Origin of the sequence: Bacillus cereus group sp. Bc010, from assembly GCF_027716745.1 — a bacterium.
Classification (GTDB): Bacteria; Bacillota; Bacilli; order Bacillales; family Bacillaceae_G; genus Bacillus_A; species Bacillus_A pacificus.
The window spans coordinates 354,812-377,964 of sequence record NZ_JAQFUY010000001.1 but is presented as its reverse complement, the minus strand read 5'-3'; the positions used below and the strand labels follow the sequence as shown (position 1 = coordinate 377,964).

Sequence of the window (23,153 nt, the reverse complement as noted above, 5' to 3'; positions counted from 1 at the left end):
TTTCCTGCTCCTTTTAATTTACTGAATTTAGTGATACAAGTTGATAGTTTATTGTAGTTTTTCCGTTCTCCCATTCTAACTTTTGTATCATTGCACTACCGATTCTTTCTTCATTTGATTTATATAAAGGTAATATTTCTTGAACTGTAAATAAGTGATAACCATCCAATTTTAATTGAAATATGTTTTCTTCTATATGTAATCTTACTTCTTTTTCATTTGAAATAATTTTTGTGTGCATCTCAAATTTCATGATAGATACAACCCCTTTTTCTAATCTCTACACTATTAATAGTATATTGGCTATGCAAGATTGACAAGTAAATACACGGTAAAGTACATACTTTTCTATTGCGATATGTTTTTTTATTTTCATATATAATACGGTATGTGAAATTTTACTCTTTCCAAAAATAAAAATGTCTCATATGACATCTTTATTTTTGGATAAAGTCTTTCATTACATAATATAAAACTGTAATGAAAACAATCGCTACAAAAAATGAAAATACTGCAACAATGTACCCATCTTTATTTAATAAAATGCAAAAAGAAATAGATATGATAAAAATCGGAAATACAAGTCGTACTTTATCCTTCACTTCCTCTGTCGTATCTGTATGATGAAAATACTGCGTTATCCCTATCATTAAAGAAGACAAAATAATCACCGACAATAGTAAAGGTACTGGCATTCCGATTTCTCCTTTCTCTATTTCTAATGAAAAGCAATTTTTCTTTCATTATAATCACTTCAAATACTCTTTTCGAAGTGATTATGTACAATTTACACATATATAATAGCGTGTTTATCATGGTAACTTCAAATAATTACAATTACAGTAATGTTGTAATATTCATTTTCAACCTCCAAAATCCTGCAAATATAACTCGTCAAAATATGCAGTGAACAAATTAACATATACCGCCAACTTTAGACAAAATTTATAAAGGACATTTCAGTACGTATAAAGAATTAAGAATAAGAAGATATGTAAGGGAGGATGAATTATGACTGAACACGTTTTATTTTCTGTTAGCGAAAACGGCGTTGCATCAATTACTTTAAACCGCCCAAAAGCACTTAATTCTTTATCTTATGACATGTTGCAACCAATTGGGCAAAAACTGAAAGAGTGGGAAAATGATGAGCGAATTGCGCTTATCGTATTAAAAGGAGCTGGCACAAAAGGTTTTTGTGCAGGTGGCGATATTAAAACTCTTTATGAAGCACGTTCAAATGAAGCTGCATTGCAGCATGCGGAACGTTTCTTTGAAGAAGAGTATGAAATTGATACATATATTTATCAATATAAAAAACCGATTATCGCTTGTTTAGATGGAATTGTAATGGGTGGTGGTGTCGGTCTTACAAATGGTGCGAAATACCGAATTGTAACTGAGCGTACGAAATGGGCAATGCCAGAGATGAATATTGGCTTCTTCCCAGATGTCGGTGCTGCTTATTTCTTGAATAAAGCTCCAGGGTATGCTGGCCGCTATGTCGCTTTAACAGCATCTATTTTAAAAGCTTCTGACGTATTATTTATAAACGCTGCTGATTATTTTATGGCATCTGATTCATTACCAAATTTCCTTACTGAACTGGAAAGTGTAAATTGGCATAAAGAAGATGATGTACATACTCATTTAAAAGAAGTCATTCGTACATTTGCAACTGCTCCAACATTAGAAAGCGAGCTTGCTCCTTCATTAGAAGAAATTAATTCACATTTTGCATTCGATACAATTGAAGAAATTATTCATTCATTAGAGAAAGATCAAAGTTCCTTTGCTTTAAAAGCGAAAGAAACGTTATTATCAAAATCTCCTATTTCACTAAAAGTAACATTAAAACAGTTTATTGATGGACAAGATAAGTCCGTTGAAGAATGTTTCGCTACTGACCTTGTACTTGCTAAAAACTTCATGAGACATGAAGATTTCTTTGAAGGAGTACGATCTGTTGTCGTTGATAAAGACCAAAATCCAAATTATAAATATAAGCAGTTAAGTGATGTTTCAGAAGAAGATGTAAACAGGTTCTTTAACTTACTTAATGCGTAAAGTGAAAATTTAATAAGTAGGGTTTATCTCCCTCTTATTATTAGTAGAAGCAATCGCCCTTTCATACGGGATAAAATTGAGGCTATATAGTCGTATAATTACACGCCTATATAGCCTTTTTCCTATTTAATAAATTTTAATAAAATTTAATTTTATTAAATCGAATTATGTGCTACACTATTTTTAATTAAATATTCTAAAAATAAAAGAAGGAGGAGCGACTATGATTGAAAATTATTTTCTTTTCATCATTATGTCTATTTGTCTTATTATTTTACCTGGTCCTGATACTGCAATGGCTACGAAAAACACATTAGTTGCTGGTAAGGTAGGCGGGGTGAAAACAGTGTTCGGTACATGTGTTGCACTATTGATTCATACTTTAGCAGCAGTAATCGGACTTTCCGCACTTATTGTAAAGTCAGCTCTTTTATTTTCTATTTTCAAGTACGTTGGAGCTCTATATTTAATTTATATTGGTATTAAAGCCCTTTTAACAGTAAGAAATAAAGAAGGCGTCAATACGAACGATATATCTTTGAATAACGCAAACGAGCATACTTCTTGCTTTCGCCAAGGGTTTCTTACAAATTTATTAAACCCTAAAATCGCAGTCTTCTTTTTAACATTTTTACCGCAATTTTTAAATCCAAATCATAATACGTTTATCCAACTTCTTATAATGGGCCTTACTTACCTAGTTTTAACAGTTATTTGGTTCGCTTTTTATATATTTTTAATTGATAAAATTAGTGCTTTTATGAAAAAACCGAAGACACAACGTTATATTCAAGGGTTAACGGGAATTGTCTTAATTGGTTTTGGTATTAAACTAGCTTTTGAAAAAAGCAATTAACAAGAAGAAAACCACCACTATTCATAGTGGTGGTTTTCTTTTAACAACTGATTTGGCTGTCTACTTTATATTAAAACCAGCGCTCAGTTACAACTTTTTTACGTGTATAGAATTGAACGCCATCTGTACCATTTGTACCTAAATCACCAAAGAATGAAGCTTTATTTCCTGCGAATGCGAAGAATGCCATTGGTGCTGGAACGTTTACGTTTACACCGATCATACCCGCATCGATGTTATCACGGAACGTTTGTGCATGTTTACCGTTTGACGTATAAATAACTGCACCATTTGCAAATTTAGATTGATTTGTTAGTTTAATACCTTCTTCTAAATCTTTAACTCGTACAATGCTTAATACTGGAGCAAAAATCTCATCTTGCCAAATTTTCATTTCTTGATTTACACCGTCAAAGATTGTCGCACCTACAAAGTAACCGTCTCCAACTTCTTCCTTAATTTTACGGCCATCTACTAATAAAGTAGCTCCATCTGCTACACCGCTGTTAATATAGCCTAATACGCGTTCTTTATGAGACTCACGAATTAATGGTCCAACATAATTATCTTCGTGGAAACCGTCACCTACTTTTAACTTCTTCGTCTCTGCTACTAGTACGTTGATGAACTCATCTGCAATTTCATCAACTACTGCTACTACTGAACATGCCATGCAGCGCTCTCCACTACTTGCAAATGCAGATCCAATTACACCTTGTACCGTTTTCTCAAGATTGCAATCTGGCATAACAATCGCATGGTTTTTCGCACCAGCTAACGCTTGTACACGTTTCCCATGTTTCGTACCTGTTTCATATACGTAACGAGCTACCGGCTCAGAACCAACGAACGAAACAGCTTGAATATCTTTATTTTCTAAAATGCTATTTACAACATCTTTTCCGCCTTGTACTAAATTTAATACTCCTTTTGGAAAACCAGCTTCATAGAATAACTCTACAAGTCGCTCTGCTAAAAGTGGCGTTCTTTCAGATGTTTTTAATACGAATGTATTACCACAAGCAATTGCAAGCGGGAACATCCATAATGGAATCATCATCGGGAAGTTAAACGGCGTAATTCCAGCAACAACTCCAATTGGGTAGCGCCAAATTGATCCATCAATGCCGCTAGCAATATTCGGAAGTGCTTGTCCCATCATTAAATTTGGAGTAGATGTTGCAAGTTCTACTGCCTCAATACCACGTTGTACTTCACCAGTTGCATCCGTTAATGTTTTACCATTTTCAAGCGTAATGATTTTTGCAAGTTCTTCTTTGTTTTCTTGTAAAAGCTGTAAATATTTATACAATTGTCTTGAACGATTCGGAACTGGTACTTTAGACCACGTTTCGTATGCTGCTTTTGCCGCTTCAACAGCTTTTTCAACATCTTCTTTCGGAGATAGCGGAACGTAAGCGATAATTTTTCCAGTCGCTGGATTTGGAACTGCTTCTACTTCTGTACCAGTAGATTCTACCCACTCACCATTAATATGATTTTTTACTCGTTTAATTTCAGTTGTAATCATTGTATTCTCTCCTTTGTATAATTTATTTTTGATTAGAAATTAATTGCTCGCTAACTTTCTTATATAAGGCAGCCATATCGTTTTCTCCATATCCAGCTTGACTCGCTTCGTCATATACGTTTAATAACATTTCGCTTACTGGTAAATGGAGTTCGCTTTCCTTAGCTAAGTCAACTGCAAACCCTAAATCTTTCTTTAATAAATTCACAGTAAATCCTGGCTCGTAGTTTTCGGGTGCTATAAAACTTTTATAATTACGTTCATAAATTCTACTTTGACCGTAACTTACATTTAAAATATCAAACATTTTATCTAAATCCATATTGTTCTTTTTCGCTAATGTTAAAGCTTCACTCACACCAGCTGTATAAAAACCAATTAATAGGTTATTAATTAATTTAACTGTTGTCCCACTATCAATTTGCTCACTAACATGGAAAATGTTCGCACCTAGTACACCCATGATAGATTCCGTTTTCTCATATACCTCTTTTGATCCACCAACCATAAATGTTAATGTACGGTTTTCAGCTCCAATCACCCCACCACTAACAGGTGCTGCTAAAAAGTCTACTTTCTTTTCCTTTGCAGCTTCCTCTAACTGTTTGTTTAACTGTGGAGATACAGTACTTGTATCAATTAAAACTACATTCGAGTGACTATTTTCAAATAATCCTTCTTCGCCAAAATATACCGCTTCAACAGCGCGAGGTGAAGGTAAACTTGTAAAAATTACATCGCATGTTTCTGCTAGTTTTGAAATTGATAAGCCGATAATTCCGCCTTCTTTTTCAAAAGAAGCTTCAGCATTTTTATTTAAATCCACACCATATACTGTGTAACTTGATTTAACTAAATTTTTAGACATTGGAAGACCCATGTTACCTAAACCGATAAAACCAATCTTTTTCATATCGCTTTCCTCCTATTTACACAATATACTTTCCGCGATTTATAATAGCTTTCGCAATTTCTCTCTTTTTTGTAAATACGTTCGTGTATAAAGGCACTAGTAATTGACGAATTTCAGTTAAAATCACGTGTCTATCTTGTTCTTCTGTAATAGCTGCGGAAAGTATAGAAATCGCAGCTTCTTCTACTTTGCGATAGCCTTCTTCACAAATAACGTCAGTTATCATTTGTTTCGTACCCTCTTTTTCTGCACCATTTTTACTAATTGCTTTACTCGTACGTAAAAATGCTGATTCCATGACGTACACGTCCGTTAACATATTTGATAATACACGTGAATATTCTTGCTCTTGATCAATTTTTAAACCTGGAGTTTTAGAGAGCGTTTTCAAAGATTGTTTCAACAATTTTTTCGCTAATAAAATGTAACGATGGTTTCTTTCGACATTTTCTACATCAATCTCTATTTCAGTATCTTCAATTTGTTCCATTTGTTTCATTTGTTTCATTAACATTTTGGCAACTGTTAATCTATTAATTTCGTTCGTCCCTTCAAAAATACGACTAATTCTAGCATCACGGTATAATCGTTCTACTTCATACTCTTGCATATAACCGTAACCACCATGAATTTGTACAGCTTCATCTACGATATGACCAAGTGTTTCAGAAGCATTTACTTTATTCAGTGCACATTCAATAGCAAATTGAGACATTTGCTTCATAAGATCCTCATCACTCTCATGAATTGCTTCATCAATTACACCTGCTGTACGATAAGCTGCACTTTCTGCTCCATATGTAGCAATGATCATATTTGCAATTTTCTCTTGAATCATCGTAAAGTCTACTAATTCCGTTTGGAACTGTTTGCGTTCTTTTCCGTATTGAACGGACAATCCAATTGCTTGCTTTGCTGTTCCAATATTTCCAAAGGCAAGTTTTAATCTAGCGAAGTTAAGAATATTAAGAGCTACGTGATGCCCTTTCCCAACTTCCCCTAAAACATTTTCAGCAGGTATGACAACATCTTCTAAAATAAGAGTCGCTGTTGAAGATCCTTTAATCCCCATTTTCTTTTCTTCTAGTCCAATGGATACGCCTTCACATGTTCTTTCGACAATAAACGCTGTCATTCCTTTATTTGTCTTCGCAAAAACAACGTATACATCTGCCATATGAGCATTTGTAATCCACTGCTTCTCACCATTTAACTTCCAAGCAGTTCCATCTTCATTTAATACTGCGCTCGTTTTTGCGCTTAAAGCATCAGAACCAGCATTTGGCTCAGTTAAAGCATAAGCCCCAACCCATTCTCCTGATGCAATTTTCGGCAAATATTTTTCTTTTTGTTCTTTCGTTCCGTAATATATGTAAGGCAATGTACCTACACCAGCGTGTATATTAAATGAAACGCTAAATGCACCAGCGTATCCCATTTTTTCTGCTACAAGCCCTGAAACTGCCTTTCCTAATTCGAATCCACCATATTCTTCTGGGACTTCGATACTTAATAATCCAAGTTCTCCAGCTTTCTCAAACAATTGACGAGAAACTTTATAGTTATGTTGTTCAATATTCTCCATTTGTGGAACAATTTCTTGTTTAACGAATTGTTCTGTCGTTTTTGCGATTAAATCTTCATCTCCTGAAAAATCTTCTGGCGTAAAGAAAGCATGATTCACATCTTTATTAAGTGAAAAAAATTCATCCCACGGTAACTTCGTTTTCTCCATCTGAATCCCCCTATCATTTCGGCCTTACTTGCTACTACATATGCTCGTCTACGATGAGTGGAATATCTTATTTTTGAAAACAGAAGGCGATGAATTTTCACATCAAGCAGTTTATTTTGCCAAAGATGTACTCTCATCGCCTTAGTTGTTTTATCCCGCTTTAATGGGCAGTAAGACCCCCGCCTCCAAATTCAGCGAAAGCAAAGAAGTTAGGCGGGGGATCAACTGCCCATAAAAGTCCGATTGGTTCAACTAATAATCAGTGAGGGATGAAGAAAACCCCCACTGATTAAAGTTTCACTTTATCTATTGATCTTCTGATAATACTGTTTTTGCAATTCCAGTATCTAATTCTTCAAAGTCATGATATGAAATTGTTTCATATAACTCACTTCTCGTTTGCATATTTGAAAGTGCATCTTTTTGAGAACCAGTTTCCTTAATTAAAGTAAACACATGCTCATACGCTTTCGCTGCAACACGAAGTGAAGTTACAGGGTAAATAACCATTTGGAAGCCCATATTCACAAATTCCTCTGCACTATAATACGGCGTTTTCCCAAACTCAGTCATGTTGGCAAGTAAAGGTGCATTTACTTTACTATTAAATAGACGGAACTCTTCTTCTGATTGAAGCGCTTCTGGGAATATTGCATCTGCACCTGCTTTTACATAGGCGTTTGCTCTTTCAATTGCTTCATCCAAGCCCTCTACACCGCGAGCATCTGTGCGCGCTACAATGTATAAGCTCGGTGCAACTTCTTTAATCGCTTTAATCTTTTGAACTAATTCTTCTGTCGTAACGAGTTTTTTACCATTTAAATGTCCACATTTTTTTGGTAATTGTTGATCTTCAATTTGAACAGCTGCTACTTTCGCTTCCACCATTTCTACTGCTGTTCTCGCTACATTTAGGACACCACCGAATCCAGTATCAATATCAACAAGAACTGGTAAGTCTGTAGCTCTTACTAGATCCCTCGCTCGCTCTGCTACTTCAGTAGAAGTCACGATTCCTAAATCAGGTAGCCCTTTACTTGCAGTATAAGCTGCTCCTGATAAATAAAGAGCTGAAAAACCTGTATTTTTCGCAACAAGAGCTGCCATTGCGTCATGAGCACCTGGAATTTGCAAAATTTCATTTGCTTCTACTAAAGCTCGGAAGCGATTCGCAAGCTCCTCTTGTGTTGACTGTTTATTCACAACCCAAGCCATTCTAAATTCCCCCTATTATTAAATTAAGAATAGATCTACAAATTCATTTACATTCATATTTTCTAGTTTCTCTTCATTTAAACAAGCTTCATGAATTTGTTCTTGTTGCTTACTAGAATAATGACCTGCCATATTTGCAGTGAATTTTTGAACAACTTTTGGAATTGCTTCGTCTCTACGGAAACGGTGACCAAGTGGATATTCACATTCCACATTTTCTGTTACAGTTCCATCTTTGAAATGAACTTGAACAGCGTTGGCGATTGAGCGCTTGTTCGGGTCAAGGTAATCTAAACTGTACTGTTTATTTTCAACAACAACCATCTTATTACGTAATTCATCTACACGTGGATCATTTGCTACTGCATCCTCATAATCATCCGCAACGATATCTCCTTTTAATAAACCAATTGCCGTAATGTATTGTAAGCAGTGATCACGATCAGCCGGGTTATTTAATGGACCTTCTTTATCAATAATACGAATTGCTGATTCATGAGTTGTAATTGTAATACGGTCAATTTCATCTAATCTTTCTTTAATTTCTGGATGTAATTTCACAGCACATTCTGCAGCTGTTTGTGCATGGAATTCTGCAGGATATGAAACTTTAAATAATACATTTTCCATTACATATGACTCTAGTGGTCTTGCTAATTTTAATTCTTGTTTATTAAATAATACATCTTGGAATCCCCAGCCCGGTGCAGATAATGCTGTCGGATAACCCATTTCACCTTTTAAGGCAGTCATTGCAAGATGAACACCGCGACTCGTTGCATCACCTGCTGCCCATGATTTACGTGAGCCTGTATTTGGAGCATGACGATATGTACGAAGACTAGAATTATCAATCCATGCATGTGATAATGCATTAAAGATTTCTTCACGTGTTCCGCCAAGCATTTTTGCAACTACTGCAGTTGTTGCTACTTTTACATATAATACGTGGTCAAGACCAACTCTGTTTAAGCTGTTTTCTAAAGCAAGTACACCTTGAATTTCATGTGCTTTAATCATCATTTCTAATACTTCACGTACTTTTAACGGTTCTTTTCCTTCTGAAATACGAACACGGCTAATATAATCTGCCACAGCTAAAATTCCGCCTAGGTTATCAGATGGATGTCCCCACTCTGCTGCAAGCCAAGTATCGTTATAGTCTAACCAACGGATCATACAGCCGATATTAAATGCACCTTTCACAGGATCAAGTACATATGACGTACCTGGTACACGTGTACCATTTGGCACGATTGTTCCTGGTACAACTGGTCCTAATAATTTCGTACATTCTGGATATTGTAATGCTAAAATTCCGCATCCAAGTGTATCAAGTAATACGTAACGAGCAGTACTAAATGCTTCTGCACTTGTTACCTCTTTATTTAATACATAATCGGTAATCTCTTCTAATAATGCATCTTTTTGTTTAATTTCATTTGTTTTAATCATGCTATCCTTCCCTTTCTGTCGAAAATTCGTTATTATTAAGGATGGGTGTCGGTCAAACACCCATCTGGCGGGCGGCGCTAACAACTCCCCAGTTGTTCTTATTTACTAAGCACATGTCGCTCGCCAATATAATTTACACGTGGACGGAACAAACGATTGTTCGCATGTTGCTCAATAACGTGTGCACAAAGCCCTACTGTTCTAGAGCTAAAGAAGATTGGTGTGTACAGTTGAATTGGAATACCAAGCATCCAATATACTGGAGCTGCGTAATAATCAAGGTTTGGATAAATTCCTTTTTCCTTCTCCATAATCTTTTCTCCAGCTTCACACATCTCATACAGTGTATAATCACCCTTCACATCACATAACTGCTTTAAAGCTTCCTTCATCATCAATGCTCTTGGATCCATCTTCTTCATGTATACACGATGTCCAAAGCCCATAATTTTTTCTTTGTTATATAGTTTCTTCTGTAATAACTCTTCAAACTTTTCAACATTACCAGCTTCTAAAAGCATGTACATAACCGCTTCGTTCGCACCGCCATGTAAGCTACCTTTTAAAGATGCAACCGCACCTGTTAAAGCACCATATAAGTCGGATTGCGTAGACGCAATAACGCGCGCTGTAAATGTAGAGTTTGGCATTTCATGTTCACTATATAAAACAAGGGAACGATCAAAAATCTTCTCCTCAAGTTCAGTTGGTTTTTTACCTGTTAACATATAGAAGAAATTCGCACTATATGATAATTCCTTAAGTGGTTCGATTGGCTCTTCATTATTTAAAATATGATAGCTATTCGCTACAATGTTTGGTACTTTACTCAATAATTTGTATCCGCGGCTTTTGTTTACTTCTAACGAGCGATTTTCAATATCATTATCGTAACCAGCTAATGCGGACACACCTGTACGCAATCCATCCATAGGGTGTGTTTCTTTCGGTAATGCCTTTAATACGTTAAATACACCTTCTGGTACCGCGTATTCTTCTTTTAATTTCTTTTCAAGTCTTGCTTTTTCATCCTCATTTGGTAGATGTTCTTCCAATAAAAGGTGCACAATGTCTAAATACTCTTTTGTTTTTGAGAGTTCGATTAAATCATACCCTTGAATTACAATTTCACCTTTTACTGTGTCAAGAAACGAGATCTTCGTCTCCGCTGCCACTATACCATCTAATCCCGGTGAAAATTTTTCTTCAGCTTTCATCATTATTTCCTCCAATCCTAATAGATCTTCGTGCACATAACTGTAAGCCTTTACAATATTGCGAAACTACATTTCTATTTCAATGTATCAGAGTTTTTAGAAGATTTCAATTTATTTTATAATGATAAGTTTCCTATACTTTTACCGATGTAACAATACAGTTTTTCAACAATAATTTTCATATTTTATAAAGAAAGGACAGACTTCTCTTTATTTATCTTTAAAACAAAATATAAAGTTGATTCATATAATCCCATTAAATATGTATCTACTTTGCAATTGCTTTTACTAAATAAAAAAGCGAGCTGTATTCATATACAGCTCGCTTTTCGCATTATATTTATTTCACTATTCTCTAAATATAATTTCCATATAAAATTTATTTATTTTTAATAAAGTTATTATTTTACGTAATTAAATTAAATTCCTTCCATTTCCTCATGATAACCTACAACTAAATCATAGTTTTGAAAGTACCAAAGATCATCAACATCTACAAAAAATAGAATGCCTTCCTTCTCAACTGACACGATTTCCCCATCTGGTTGCTCTGCAACAATCTCTAAAGATATACGTAATTCTTCTTTAAACCATTGTAGAGCTTTATCATCAATTGAAATTTTCATCTTTGTTCCTCCAGTTTACGCAAATTCTTTTTTACTTAATCGTTGTTTTACAAGAACGACAAAAATAATTAAAGCAATTAACCCTGAAATTGCACTACCCGCAAATAAAATACGGTAACCAAACATTTGCGAAACAACTCCAAGTAAAATCGCACCCAATCCAATTCCTAAATCAAATGCAGTAAAAAATGAAGCGTTAGCAACTCCTCTTTTACTCGGGTCAACAATTGTAAGCATCGCCGCTTGCAAAGCTGGTTGTGCTGAGCCAAATCCAATACCGTATAATATTGCTGCAATCATTACACCCGTCAAACCATTTGAAAGAGTTAATACAACGATAGCTAAAATAGTAATGCATAATGCTGGGAGTATGATGAATACTTCTCCAAGTTTATCTAATAGTTTCCCTGAAATTGGCCTTACAATTGTTAAAGCAATTGCATACACAAGAAAGAATGTCCCAGGATTCACATCAATTGACGATGCAAATAGCGGTAAAAACGTCGTAATCCCTCCATATGCAAATGATAAAAAAAATACAACTATCGTAATGGATAGTACGGATTTTTCAAACAGTTGCATTTTCCCTTTTTCTTTTTGTGGTGTGAATGGCATTTTCGTCATTAATGATAATAAGACTGCCATAATGGATAAAAGAGTTGCTAATAAGAAAAGGCCGTGAAATGAATAATTTTGTACAACCAATAATCCAATCATTGGGCCGATTGCCATTGCAATCGTCATAGCCATCCCATACCAACCCATACCTTCGCCACGGCGTGAATCTGGAATAATATCAGTTATCGCTGTTCCAATAGCTGTTGTAGAAACAGCCCATGTTACTCCGTGAATAACACGTAAAATAGCTAAAAGGATAATAGTCGTCGCTAAATTATAAGAGTACATCGTTAACCCAAAAAAGATGAGCCCGAAAATAGTAAAGGATCTTCTACCATATTGATCCAACATCCCTCCAATAATTGGTCGTATTACAACCGCCGCTATTGTAAACATTCCCATCATAAGTCCGACTTGTGATTCATTGCCACCTATCTCTTTAATAAAAAGTGGGAGCGTTGGAACAAGTAAATAAAATCCTGTAAATAAAAATAACATTGCGAAAGTCATTTGAATAAATGATTTCGTCCATAATCGTTCCATTCATATTCCTCCATAAACACGTAAGTTATTGCAATTAACACCTCCATTTTACAGTTTCTTCGTTCCTTTTCCGTCCGTAAATAGACGTATCTTTTTATAATAAATGGTCCAAAATCAATTTAAATTGGTCTTACAACTTTATACGTATGTTTTAGCCTAAAGTCCCATTTATTTGTACCTTTATATGTGTGAAAAGAATATACTACTTTATTATCGCAATTTAGGAGTGATTATGTTATGTGGATCTCTTCAAGAGTAACAGCCGTCGTTCCCTCGACTCCTGGGATACACGTTCCAGCCATTCATACAGCTAGTTCCGATGTAGGAATTGAACTTCCTGCAACTTGGCAACAATATCAAATTCCAGGTCAAATTACTCCCTCATTTTGGCATCATGGCGCACATCCAAGTAGTACCACCTTTCAAAGCCACGCTTATCCTCCGTTACCCCAGTCTCAAATTTTTTATCATTTTCCTTCAATTTATTTTCAAAACTTCTATGGTACTTTTAATATTTAAAATACATTGTCTCATAGCTACTGCATTTAAAAGAAAAAAGCACTTAAGATTGTAATTTTTACAAATCTTAAGTGCTTTTTAATATTTTTTATAAAATTTTCTTATTGTCCATTATTAGCAGGGGCCTCTCCTGCATTACCGCCAGTCTCTGGTTGTGTGGTCGCTGGTGGAGTCGTATTTCCTTGACCTCCTCCGTTATTTGCTGGAGGGGTCGTATTTCCTTGACCTCCCCCGTTATTTGCTGGAGGGGTCGTATTTCCTTGACCTCCCCCGTTATTTGCTGGAGGGGTTGTATTTCCTTGGCCTCCTCCGTTATTTGCTGGAGGGGTCGTATTTCCTTGACCTCCTCCGTTATTTGCTGGAGGGGTCGTTCCTTGACCATTACCATTATTTTGTTCATTTTGTTTCTTTTCTTCTTCTTGTTTCTTTTGCTCTTCTAGTTTCTTTTGTTCTTCTTGCTTCTTAAGTTCCTCTTGTTGCTTTTGTTCTTCTTGTTTTTTCAGTTCTTCCTGTTTCTTTAATTCTTCTTGCTTTTTCTCTTCTTCAGTCTTTTGCTGCTGATCTTGTTTTGGTTGTTCCGTTGTATCAGGTACGCTCGTATTTGGAGAAGAATCACGTTTTTCCCCTTTTATACGTAGCTCACTACCTTCTTGAATAACACTACTTGGCATTTTAAAGCTTGATTTGTCAGTAGCAAACTTACTCATCATTTCTTTAAAGATCAACTGTGCAATTTTCGTATTTTTACTACTAATATACTCGTCTTTACCATCTTTCATATATCCAGTCCATACCGCCATCGTATATTGCGGCGTATAACCTGCAAACCAACTATCCCGGGTTGCACTTTCTGGAATGTTATATTTCGCTAGTTGTTTTGAATCATAGTTTGTTGTACCTGTTTTACCAGCTACATCTAAAGAACTTATATTTGCCGCTGTACCAGTACCAGATGTTACTACTGAACGAAGCATATCAGTAATCATATATGCTGTAGAGTCAGCTATAACTTGTTTTGGTTTTTGCTCAAAACTTTGTGACTTACCGTCTGGATAAACTACTTTCTTAACAAAATGCGGTTTTGCATACTTTCCACCATTACCAAATGTCGCATAAGCACCTGCTATTTCAGTTGGTGATACTTCGTTTGTACCAATCGCTGTAGATTCTGCCGGCGGTTTATTAAATGTAATACCTAATTTCTCAGAGAATTCCTTTGATTTATTCAGTCCTACTTCTTTTGCAGTTTTAACTGCTGGAACGTTACGTGACATTTTTAGCGCTTCACGCATAGTAATTGGGCCTAAGTGACTTCTATCCGCATTTCGAAGTTCTTGTCCAGTTGAATATTTAAATGGAGAATCATCAATTTGATGATACGTAGCCCATTTTAAGTATTCAATTGCAGGACCGTAATCAAAGATTGGCTTCATAGTTGAACCAGCTGCACGATCTAATTCAATTGCCATATTATGCCCTTTAAATACTGCTTTATTTTCACCGCGTCCACTACCTATAGCACGAACTTCTCCTGTTTTCGTATCCATAAATGTGAAAGCACCTTGGAACTTATCATTTGGATAATTAATAATATTGTCATTTAAAATCTTATCAGCAAATTCTTGTGCTTTCGGGTCTAATGTTGTATAAATTTCTAAGCCATCAGATCCAATATTAACATCTGGTATTTCTTTTTCTACTTCTTTCACTACGGCATCCATAAATGCAGTATGCGGCATTGTTTGAAGTTCCGTTGCTGTCTTAAGTCCCTTTGTCACTTCAACTTTTGAAGCTTCTTCCATTTCTGCCTTCGTAATATAGCCATGTCGATTCATTAATCCTAGTACAACATTTCTTCTTTCTGTTGCCCTTTGAATATTTTCCGTTTTCGTTGGATCATAGTTATTCGGTGCTTTCGGTAAACCTGCAAGCATCGCAACTTCTGGTAATGTTAAATCTTTCAATTCTTTACCATAGTAGTTTTGTGCTGCTGTTGCGATACCATATGAACGGTTTCCTAAGTTAATTTTATTTAAATACATTTCTAAAATTTCATGTTTTGAATATTGTTGTTCTAGTTTATACGCTAAATATATTTCCTGGACCTTACGTTTTGATGTTTTTTCCATCGATAAGAAGTAGTTTTTAATAACCTGTTGCGTTATTGTACTTCCACCTTGTGAACCGTAATCTCCTTTAAGACTCACCAAGACAGCACGGGCAGTACCTTTAAAGTCTACTCCACTATGCTCATAAAAACGTGAATCTTCTGTTGCTAAAAATGCATTTTCTACTAATTTAGGAATTTGATCATACGTAACATTCGTCCGCTTTTCTTTCCCGTATTCATATACCAAATCGCCATTTTTATCATAAATTTTTGAGGATAACGGATTAACAAGTTTTGCTTTCTCAAGTTTCGGTGCATCCTTAATCATTACGAAGAAGGTAGCAACTCCCCCCACTAAACCAACAATACCAAGTAATAAACAAGTAATTAAAAACTTGCGAAAAAATGATGTTTTACCTTTTGGTTTTTGTGTTTTAGAAGCTGGCTGTTTTTTCTTTTTAACTTGTCGTCGCTCCTCTCGAGAACGATAATTTTCTGACATGTTACTTTCTCCTGCCTTTCAATTCTCCCGTTGATTTACTTAAAAATATTGAGGTCACTTTCTAAAATAAATTTAATTAAGAAAGTATATTGACCTGGAGCATTCAATATTTTCCTAATTCACAGATTATAAATTTTAGAATGCTTGTTACACAAAGTATTTTCACTTCTATTTTTCTAATAATGCTGCCCCTTTAAGCATAGAATGTAAAAAGTGAATTTTTAATACCTCGTATAAATAATATACCTTTTTTTCAAATGGTCAATATTTTCTTATTTATAAATCAAAGGTGAAATAAAAATAGCACAACGATATGTACTTCGTGTGAACTTCCTTATAATTACGTATAACGAACATTTAATATATTGCATATAAGTATAATACCTCTTTAATTATAAAAATTTCAACATCACAACCTCAACAGCTATAAGAAATTATTAAAAATGAAAAGTGAGGAGTTGCGTAATGATGGAGTTATCTCCCGTGATTTCCAAAACTATAGTTGCTGTTGGATATAATCCTTTTTCTATGATTTTACGCATTCAATTAAAGAATGGACTGTATGATTTCTTTAACGTTCCTGAAAACATTTACACCGGTTTACTAAACGCACACTCAAAAACGAATTATCACAATACTTATATTAAAAATTCTTACCGCTACACCAAAATATAAACTTAACCAGAATAAAAAAAGAAAGGAGGTGGTCCCCCCTTTCTTTTTAAAATCGTTTCACAACTCAGCTATCTTCTGTTCTTTTTATTTATTTCATCATATGCTTGAATTTGTTTTTTTAAACGCCGATCTGCTTTTTTATCATGTACAACTAATATCGCATGAATAACGCCTGGAACCCAAAATATTAATGTTAATATGAAATTAATTATTGCTTGAAATGGTTTTCCACAAAATAATACGGCTACAGGTGGAAGAAGAATTGCCAACAAATACATCATTTCTTGAAAACTCCTTATTTTGTATTTTTCTCTCTCCATACGCTATACAAACCAATGACTTTTGCATTTCTAATATTTTTATTAACCACTAATAACTGTTCTACTGTTATATATTCTCTTTCAATGTCAAAAAACCTACCACTTCAACTTTTCTACTTATGTAAAATTGAAATTTTACATACAATCTTTCCATGAACAATTTCATATGATTATTTTTTCTAATCTTTCTTCTTTCTCTATTATAGTTAATCCAATTGCAGAAATAACAGTTCCTATCGCTTGTATCCAAACACCAATGAGTGCTATTATTCTCTCATCTTTCTGATCAACTATACTGTCTTCATTTTCGATTCTATTCTTCATCACATTAATAATGCCTTGATACGCTTGAAGTCCAGCCCCTAAACTTTGCAGAGAATTGCCTAGTATTATTATTTTCTGTACCGTTTTCATCTGAAGCAAAGCCGCTTCTACTCCTAAAAAAGCTCCAATCGATTGTAAGCTATTCCCTATAATTATAAGATAATCATTCTCTTTCAATTGTTCCTTTATATTAAAATATATTCCTATTACATTTGATATATTTCCTAACGCTAATAACTCAATGCCCATTTTATCGAGCATTTCACTTTTATTCTCCAAACACATACTTTGATTTTCTCTTTCACCTTCATCTTCGGTTTCATTACTCGCTATAATTTGCAATATATACCCGAGGGCTTGTAATGAGCTTCCTACAATTACAATTTTCGATTCAGCTTTCTCCTCCCCGATAAATCCTCTTGTCGTCCCAATTGCCGCTGTAAGATTTCCTCCTACTTGAAACCATGCTCCTGTCACTTTTAAACCGCTTAGATTCATTCTTATCACCTATTTAGAAGTTTTCTAGTACTTTCGAAATACATAAATGGCCTCCTTTAACTCATATTTATTTTCTACATTTAATTTTGTGCATTCTATAGTGTGTTAAAAATACAAAAAAAGAGTAACCCATAACAGTTACTCTTTCCTATATATCAAAAAAATCATTATTTATTTCGTTATTGCTTTTAAATTTCAACTTCTCTTTCCCGCACTTCTCACACCTATACACATAAGCTACACCTAGCTTACCACTTTTGAAATCTTCATTATCCTGCATCTTAATAAAACTATATTTATGTTTACAGTGAGATTCGTCTAAAAAATTTTCAAACCATTTTTTCAACATAGAACTGTTCACCTCTATGAAAGAATCTTCATCTTGTCTTATTACATACTTTTACTCAAATACTCAATCTCATGTTGTAACTTTTTAAATTGTTCAAAATGCATAGTGATAGATTGACTGTTTCCATACTCAGCACTATGCTTCACCAATAAAACACCCGTATCATGAAAAAACGCGTCAAGCTCTTTTCTAATGGATACTTTCATTATATGCGCCGTTTTAATAGCCGATAAAATTGCAATTTCATTAAACTTTAATTTTATTTCATTTGGACAAAATGCTTCTTCAATCAATATAACTTCATTGCTATAAATAAGTGCAACAAGATTACTTGACTTTGCATCTGTTAAATCTACTTTTTTTATAACATTATTCATTACATTTTGCCTCCTTTGTTTTCGTATATGATAATTATACAATTTTCATTTTTAATTACGTAACCTTACATTCAGTTTAACACACTTTTATTATGGGATTAAGCTACACTTCAAACGTTTTACTATTCCGCAATTTTTGTTAGATGAACCATTTGGACTATAAGACCATATAGTAGTGTTAACAAATGATTGTAAAGTGGGTGAAAACTATGCCCTCAGTTGTAGGGAATTTAGTTGTACAAAATAGTAACGGTTCATTTAACTTAGGTGATTTCTACAACGTTTCTCCAAAAGAAAATACGAAGGCTTATAATGGATCTGGCGCTTCCAACGTTGGTTTTGTTGTTAATACTTTTAATGGTGTGAGTGCGACTAATACGTTTGATTCTGACCTTGCGGATCAAAACCAAGTCGGTACAGCTTAACCCTATTTTTTCATCGTTCTGTTTAAGAATTTTAAATTTGTCCATACTATAATCAGGCTGTTATACAGCTATTGTTGATTTTTGGAGTACCCTATCTTTTTCTCCCTTTCCCTGGGGCTTAGCAGCTAGTATGAAGCTAGCTGCTTTTCCGTTTCATTTTTTCTGTTCCACATCTAACATAACGTAAAGTAAGCTAAAAGTTAAATTTTAGCTTACTTTACGTTATTTCAATAATATCCGTAGTATTAAATACGTAAGTTTTATAAAACGCGTCAGTACACATTACAATGCGCTTTAGCGGATTTATATGTACAACTGTCATATAGCTTGTAAGTATGTACCCATCTTCAAAATATGTCACCAATATTTCTTTCTCAGACAATAATGACATTAATAATTTATCAGAAATTCCCTCTTTTGCTTCTTTTGTTAAGAATGGTTTTTGTACTTTAAATTTCTCCCCAATAACCTTTCGCATACTTAATAACTGTTCCGACATTACTGTAAATGGAACCCATTCTCTTTTTGCTCTTTGCATCTTTACATCATTCATTTCTCTATCTCCTCGATTATTTATCCATTCTATTTCAAACATATTGCGCTTCGATTATTCTTTAATAATTGCTCGGCTCATATTTCTCCCGCATGAACAGGTAAGAAATCTCCCACCTCAAAATTCAAGACATACAAGGAAAGTAAGTCGAAGATCAACTCCCCTTAAACACCCGCTAATTACAGTTTCACTTTATTTCTAAATCTTATACTATCTACACTTACAAGAACATTCGTTCTAATTATACACGAACTTACGTTCTTTTGAGAAGAGATTTATTTTTTCTTCATCAAATGATCTTTTCACTTCCTATTAAATGGGAGGTGAAAAGATCAACTAAAAAGTTTTAATTTTTTCGAGTTTATTAACCATCTATAAATGAAAGCATATATTATAAAGAACGAACTCACAAAATTTAAGGGATTTATAATGGACCTCCATTCGTTCCTTATGAATTTCTATGAAAAGAGAGCAATTTAAACACTCTCTTTTCGTACATACTACATAAAACTATTCATTAATAATTCACTCTAATTATTAAATATATTTTGGTTGTACTATTATATGTAACTCCCTCTCTGTTACTGCTTTTTTCGGGTTTCGAAAATACTCTAATTCGTATTTTAATACCTCATATTCAACCATCCCGATTTTAATCCCTTTCGTTTCTTTTAAAATAGCTAATAGGTTATTTATATCTTCATCATACGATTCAAAAATTTTCCCTCCGTCTTCTCTTTGAAAAATTACTTTCACATTTTCTCCCCCTACATCATTTATTTATCTATCCAATAATTCATTCTTCACCTTAAAATTTCATACGAAAAAGAACATCCATCTTAATAGAATGCTCTGCTTTTCACTTCATTTAACGTCAATATATTTCAATCTTATTGTATGTTTCATTCTGCAAATTATGTTTATCGACTTCTATAAAGTGAAACTTTAATCCACTCAAGCTTTGTTCATTCCTGACTAATAATTAGCCTACGCAAATCTTACTGCCTACAAATAATGGGATAAAATTAATTAATTCGTTTTATATTTAATGAGATGAAACAAAACATTATAATATAAACATTCTATGAAGTGATGATTAACCTACTTCAAGACAATTACATAAATTTCCATTGTAATTCTTAATATTTATATGTAATATTGTATTGTCTTACTATCTATTTATAACTCACACACTAACTAGAAAAGGGAACCTTTAAAGGTTCCCTTTTCTAATTACAGTCATTATTTCTTTTCTAGAAATTCAAATGTATTTTTAAACTCTTTATCATTCACCTTAATATCAGCATCTTTCAATAATTCATTGACTACTTGTTGTTTCCATTTACCTGTCGTGTCTTGTAGTCTTTGCTGTTCTATATCTTTACGAATTGAATCTTTTACTTCATCAAATGGCTTTAATTCTTTTTTATCTGTCACTTTAATAATATGGTAACCGTAAGTTGTTTTTACTGGTTCACTTACTTGTCCTGCATCTAATTTATATGCAGCTTCCTCAAATTCTTTTACCGTTTGCCCTGGAGCAAAACCAGTTATTTCCCCGCCCTGTTCTTTTGAACCAGTATCCTCTGAGTATTGCTTCGCTAAAGCCGCAAAATCTTCTCCGTTATTTACTTTCTCTTTCACTTCTTTAGCAGTCTTTTCATCTTTTACTAAAATGTGACTTACCTTCATTTCTGGTTTATAGTTATCTTTTACATCTTTTTCTGTAACAGTCGCTTTAATCGCTTTCTCAAATGCAATTTCTGGCTTCATTTTTTCTTTTAATTCATCTTCATTTTTCAATCCAAGTTGCTCTAGAGTCGATTTGAAATTGTCGCCCATTTTATCTTTTGCTTCTTCAACTTGTTTTTTCGCTTCCTCATCTGAAACTTTATATTTATCTAGCAACGCCTTACTTAACACCATTTGGTATAAAGTACTTTCCCCATATTTTTGTCTTAATTCTTTACTTAACTCTTTCTCTGTAACATTTCCTACTTTTGATGTTACTACGTTGTCTGAGGAACCACATGCAGATAATGCCAGTACTACACATGAAATAATTGTTCCTAAAAATAACTTTTTCTTTTTCAATTCAAAATACCTCACTTTTATTATTATATAAGAATAACTATACAATAGACTTGTGTAAACAATGTGTTTTCTACATGTAATTCATTTCATGTAAAAAAACTATGTATCAGTAGATAACATTAGTTAATCAATCTATCTTTTGCGCTAATATTAGAACCATTTTCTCTATTACTAATCTTCGTTTTTTGTAATTAATCTTCTTTATACTATGAAACATATGTATGAAAGTTAATTTACTGTATTTTTTGTGATTATTCTATATTAACGAAAACAATTTATCTCTCATTTCTTTTATATTTCAATTCAAAAATACTATCTTTACACTCTATATAAGATTCAGTAACAATTTTATCAGTGGAAGCCTCGTTTATCGTCCGCAATAACTCTACAAAATAACGTTAATGCATACGAAAAAGACATTTTCTATTAATGAAAATGTCTTCTCACAATTTAATAAAACAGTTTTGGTGTTAAATCTGTATTTTGTAATTGTGCACTTTCACTGCTCGGAACACAGCTTGTGGAGAATAATATTGGGATACCACAAACATCATCGTTCATTACATCATGAAATACATCTGCAGCAACACCAGTAAATGTTTGACATAAATTTGAAATATCATCATTAAAAAATTGAATTACTTGTGCAGCAAAAACAGGAAAGACAACATTTGCCCCACCAGGGAGTTGAGGCTGTACAACAACTTGTTCGAAATAAGGATTATTTTCTAGCGCCACTTGAAATAAATGGGCAATTTCAAATGCATCTAGTGGACATGGCAGTGGATTTACAATGTCATTTTCATTATTAGTTACAATAACTGTTACACTTACATTCCCAAATTCTACAAAAGATTTTAGGAGCGTTGCTAACGCTCTCGCTTTTTCATCACTTAACGCGTGCACTAAAATAATATAATTCCCGCCAACTGGAATTAGCGGACCAACTGTAACTGTTGGATCAGCACCAATTGAATTTTTTAACTCATTGAAATATGTGATCCATGGTGGTGAAAGCTGAGGTTGAGCTTGTACATTTTCTTGCAATCTTTCATTACCTCCTAATACAATTCTTACTACTATAATATGTAGCAAGAAAAAAAGCGTATTAGATAAATTACTTATTTTTTAATTTTACCTATTATATTGATTATACATTGTATAGAACATTCTCAGTTTTTACTGTATTTTCCACATTTTCACCATGCCATAGAACTCCATATCATTATCAACTCAACTAAAATTTCATATTATATTAGTACGTCTTTATAATATGAACGAAAAAACGCAGTATACAATACTGCATCATAGGAGCTGATTTCATGGAGAAAAAACCTATTGTTTTCAAAGTTCCACCAAATTCAAAATTAAAAGTTACATTTTTCGGTCCTTGTAACGAAGTAATTACAAATGTTTCTATAATTAATCAACTTTCCACACCTAAATGTCAAACTATTACACAATATCCAAACTATACGAAATATAAAACTGAAGTACGATCATTATCGAGTTGTTAATCCATTCTATACAAAATCCTTACAATTTGGTTAACTACAAAACCTTATTAATAGACTAATATTACTCATTTCATGATATTTCATTGATAATTTATTGATTTTTCACACATTTAC

25 protein-coding genes are annotated in these 23,153 nt (G+C 33.7%); 6 read left to right on the top strand and 19 right to left on the bottom strand.

Going from position 1 to position 23,153, the window contains the following annotated elements; all coding sequences use genetic code 11:
- Positions 1 to 13: 13 nt before the first annotated feature.
- Positions 14 to 253, bottom strand: a complete 240-nt coding sequence (locus PDQ68_RS01950) for a DUF2584 domain-containing protein (protein ID WP_000667348.1) — start codon at positions 251 to 253, stop codon at positions 14 to 16.
- Positions 254 to 437: 184 nt separating this feature from the next.
- A complete protein-coding gene (locus PDQ68_RS01945) occupies positions 438 to 695 on the bottom strand; it encodes a hypothetical protein (RefSeq protein ID WP_001145040.1) in 258 nt (85 codons plus the stop codon).
- 316 nt (positions 696 to 1,011) lie between these two features.
- On the opposite strand from PDQ68_RS01945, the gene PDQ68_RS01940 reads away from it, so the two are divergent.
- Together PDQ68_RS01940 and PDQ68_RS01935 are read left to right on the top strand one after the other, a co-directional pair.
- Positions 1,012 to 2,067, top strand: a complete 1,056-nt coding sequence (locus PDQ68_RS01940) for an enoyl-CoA hydratase/isomerase family protein (RefSeq protein ID WP_000134913.1) — start codon at positions 1,012 to 1,014, stop codon at positions 2,065 to 2,067.
- 223 nt (positions 2,068 to 2,290) lie between these two features.
- Entirely contained in the window at positions 2,291 to 2,923 is a 633-nt protein-coding gene (locus PDQ68_RS01935; RefSeq protein ID WP_061182554.1) for a LysE family translocator, read from the top strand.
- Positions 2,924 to 2,993: 70 nt separating this feature from the next.
- On the opposite strand, the gene PDQ68_RS01930 is transcribed toward PDQ68_RS01935, so the two are convergent.
- The 8 genes from PDQ68_RS01930 to PDQ68_RS01895 form a co-directional block, all read right to left on the bottom strand.
- Positions 2,994 to 4,454 (bottom strand): CoA-acylating methylmalonate-semialdehyde dehydrogenase, encoded by a 1,461-nt coding sequence (locus PDQ68_RS01930; RefSeq protein WP_000633360.1) that lies wholly within the window; start codon positions 4,452 to 4,454, stop codon positions 2,994 to 2,996.
- A 22-nt stretch (positions 4,455 to 4,476) separates the two neighbouring features.
- The gene (locus PDQ68_RS01925; protein ID WP_000719434.1) at positions 4,477 to 5,367 is read right to left on the bottom strand and encodes an NAD(P)-dependent oxidoreductase; all 891 of its coding nucleotides are present in this window, start codon (positions 5,365 to 5,367) and stop codon (positions 4,477 to 4,479) included.
- 16 nt (positions 5,368 to 5,383) lie between these two features.
- Positions 5,384 to 7,102 carry an acyl-CoA dehydrogenase family protein gene (locus PDQ68_RS01920; protein WP_016717426.1) on the bottom strand — a complete coding sequence of 573 codons (1,719 nt, stop codon included), beginning with the start codon at positions 7,100 to 7,102 and terminating at the stop codon, positions 5,384 to 5,386.
- 306 nt (positions 7,103 to 7,408) lie between these two features.
- Positions 7,409 to 8,317, bottom strand: a complete 909-nt coding sequence (prpB, locus tag PDQ68_RS01915) for a methylisocitrate lyase (RefSeq protein ID WP_061182551.1) — start codon at positions 8,315 to 8,317, stop codon at positions 7,409 to 7,411.
- Between the two features lie 18 nt (positions 8,318 to 8,335).
- Positions 8,336 to 9,772: a 2-methylcitrate dehydratase gene (gene prpD / locus PDQ68_RS01910; RefSeq protein ID WP_000598132.1), complete on the bottom strand. Its 1,437-nt coding sequence runs from the start codon at positions 9,770 to 9,772 to the stop codon at positions 8,336 to 8,338.
- A gap of 98 nt (positions 9,773 to 9,870) precedes the next feature.
- Complete coding sequence (mmgD, locus tag PDQ68_RS01905; RefSeq protein ID WP_016717425.1) at positions 9,871 to 10,992, bottom strand: citrate synthase; 1,122 nt, start codon at positions 10,990 to 10,992, stop codon at positions 9,871 to 9,873.
- Positions 10,993 to 11,408: 416 nt separating this feature from the next.
- Positions 11,409 to 11,615, bottom strand: a complete 207-nt coding sequence (locus tag PDQ68_RS01900; RefSeq protein ID WP_000703223.1) for a hypothetical protein — start codon at positions 11,613 to 11,615, stop codon at positions 11,409 to 11,411.
- Between the two features lie 15 nt (positions 11,616 to 11,630).
- Entirely contained in the window at positions 11,631 to 12,776 is a 1,146-nt protein-coding gene (locus tag PDQ68_RS01895) for an MFS transporter (RefSeq protein WP_061182552.1), read from the bottom strand.
- A 237-nt stretch (positions 12,777 to 13,013) separates the two neighbouring features.
- Between PDQ68_RS01895 and PDQ68_RS01890 the strand changes: the two genes are divergently transcribed.
- Positions 13,014 to 13,295, top strand: a complete 282-nt coding sequence (locus tag PDQ68_RS01890; protein WP_000265000.1) for a hypothetical protein — start codon at positions 13,014 to 13,016, stop codon at positions 13,293 to 13,295.
- A 101-nt stretch (positions 13,296 to 13,396) separates the two neighbouring features.
- Here the strand turns inward: PDQ68_RS01890 and PDQ68_RS01885 are convergent, their stop codons facing one another.
- Complete coding sequence (locus PDQ68_RS01885) at positions 13,397 to 15,907, bottom strand: PBP1A family penicillin-binding protein (RefSeq protein ID WP_228919794.1); 2,511 nt, start codon at positions 15,905 to 15,907, stop codon at positions 13,397 to 13,399.
- Positions 15,908 to 16,372: 465 nt separating this feature from the next.
- Between PDQ68_RS01885 and PDQ68_RS01880 the strand changes: the two genes are divergently transcribed.
- Complete coding sequence (locus PDQ68_RS01880) at positions 16,373 to 16,582, top strand: KTSC domain-containing protein (RefSeq protein ID WP_000970366.1); 210 nt, start codon at positions 16,373 to 16,375, stop codon at positions 16,580 to 16,582.
- Positions 16,583 to 16,650: 68 nt separating this feature from the next.
- Here the strand turns inward: PDQ68_RS01880 and PDQ68_RS01875 are convergent, their stop codons facing one another.
- From PDQ68_RS01875 to PDQ68_RS01860, 4 genes are all read right to left on the bottom strand, one after another.
- Positions 16,651 to 16,863, bottom strand: a complete 213-nt coding sequence (locus PDQ68_RS01875) for a YqaE/Pmp3 family membrane protein (RefSeq protein WP_000990223.1) — start codon at positions 16,861 to 16,863, stop codon at positions 16,651 to 16,653.
- Between the two features lie 201 nt (positions 16,864 to 17,064).
- A complete protein-coding gene (locus tag PDQ68_RS01870; protein ID WP_016717423.1) occupies positions 17,065 to 17,724 on the bottom strand; it encodes a DUF6944 family repetitive protein in 660 nt (219 codons plus the stop codon).
- Between the two features lie 148 nt (positions 17,725 to 17,872).
- The gene (locus PDQ68_RS01865) at positions 17,873 to 18,073 is read right to left on the bottom strand and encodes a hypothetical protein (protein ID WP_000915130.1); all 201 of its coding nucleotides are present in this window, start codon (positions 18,071 to 18,073) and stop codon (positions 17,873 to 17,875) included.
- Between the two features lie 41 nt (positions 18,074 to 18,114).
- The gene (locus PDQ68_RS01860) at positions 18,115 to 18,450 is read right to left on the bottom strand and encodes a hypothetical protein (RefSeq protein WP_001066864.1); all 336 of its coding nucleotides are present in this window, start codon (positions 18,448 to 18,450) and stop codon (positions 18,115 to 18,117) included.
- A 209-nt stretch (positions 18,451 to 18,659) separates the two neighbouring features.
- On the opposite strand from PDQ68_RS01860, the gene gerPF reads away from it, so the two are divergent.
- On the top strand, positions 18,660 to 18,875 hold the full coding sequence (gene gerPF / locus PDQ68_RS01855; RefSeq protein ID WP_001141565.1) for a spore germination protein GerPF: 216 nt from the start codon (positions 18,660 to 18,662) through the stop codon (positions 18,873 to 18,875).
- Positions 18,876 to 19,092: 217 nt separating this feature from the next.
- Here the strand turns inward: gerPF and PDQ68_RS01850 are convergent, their stop codons facing one another.
- The 4 genes from PDQ68_RS01850 to PDQ68_RS01835 form a co-directional block, all read right to left on the bottom strand.
- On the bottom strand, positions 19,093 to 19,428 hold the full coding sequence (locus tag PDQ68_RS01850; RefSeq protein WP_001000621.1) for a YolD-like family protein: 336 nt from the start codon (positions 19,426 to 19,428) through the stop codon (positions 19,093 to 19,095).
- A gap of 537 nt (positions 19,429 to 19,965) precedes the next feature.
- Entirely contained in the window at positions 19,966 to 20,184 is a 219-nt protein-coding gene (locus PDQ68_RS01845; protein ID WP_000864286.1) for a hypothetical protein, read from the bottom strand.
- A gap of 486 nt (positions 20,185 to 20,670) precedes the next feature.
- On the bottom strand, positions 20,671 to 21,522 hold the full coding sequence (locus PDQ68_RS01840) for a peptidylprolyl isomerase PrsA (RefSeq protein WP_061184273.1): 852 nt from the start codon (positions 21,520 to 21,522) through the stop codon (positions 20,671 to 20,673).
- 450 nt (positions 21,523 to 21,972) lie between these two features.
- Positions 21,973 to 22,569 (bottom strand): hypothetical protein, encoded by a 597-nt coding sequence (locus PDQ68_RS01835; protein ID WP_001157704.1) that lies wholly within the window; start codon positions 22,567 to 22,569, stop codon positions 21,973 to 21,975.
- 275 nt (positions 22,570 to 22,844) lie between these two features.
- Here PDQ68_RS01835 and PDQ68_RS01830 point away from each other — a divergent pair, with 275 nt between their 5' ends.
- The gene (locus PDQ68_RS01830; protein ID WP_061184286.1) at positions 22,845 to 23,039 is read left to right on the top strand and encodes a hypothetical protein; all 195 of its coding nucleotides are present in this window, start codon (positions 22,845 to 22,847) and stop codon (positions 23,037 to 23,039) included.
- The last annotated feature ends 114 nt before the right edge of the window (positions 23,040 to 23,153 follow it).